Annotated in this window: 1 protein-coding gene; it reads right to left on the reverse strand. The window is 62.4% G+C overall.

Annotation, left to right across the window (positions count from 1 at the left end; genetic code table 11):
- Nucleotides 1–362: LysR family transcriptional regulator (locus tag GSQ92_RS26855; RefSeq protein WP_174247855.1), on the reverse strand; the 362-nt coding region annotated here is incomplete at both ends.

Consider the following 362-nt stretch of genomic DNA (forward strand, 5'->3'; position numbering starts at 1 on the left):
TAACCTCGTCGCGATCATGTCCGAAGGTTTCATCAATGCCACACGGACGGCTACGTCCAGTCCTGCCGTCGCAATGTCGATCACACCGTCGCTCAGGGTCAGATCAACGCGAAGCGCGGGATTGTGTGCGATCAGCTCAGCGACGACAGGGACGACTACGGAGTGGCCGATCACGTTGGGCGAGGTCACCTTCAGCAGGCCTGAGAGACCGGACCCACCGTCTGAGATCGAGTCGAGCGCGGAATCGCGAGCTTCGATGAGGGTGACGGCGTGAGGAAGAAAGGCCTCTCCCTCAGGCGTCAGCGACAGGGATCGCGTCGTGCGGTGGAACAGGCGAGCGCCCAGCTCGGCTTCAAGTCCGG

The sequence above is a fragment of the Acidisoma sp. S159 genome, from assembly GCF_009766125.1.
Lineage (GTDB): Bacteria > Pseudomonadota > Alphaproteobacteria > Acetobacterales > Acetobacteraceae > Acidisoma.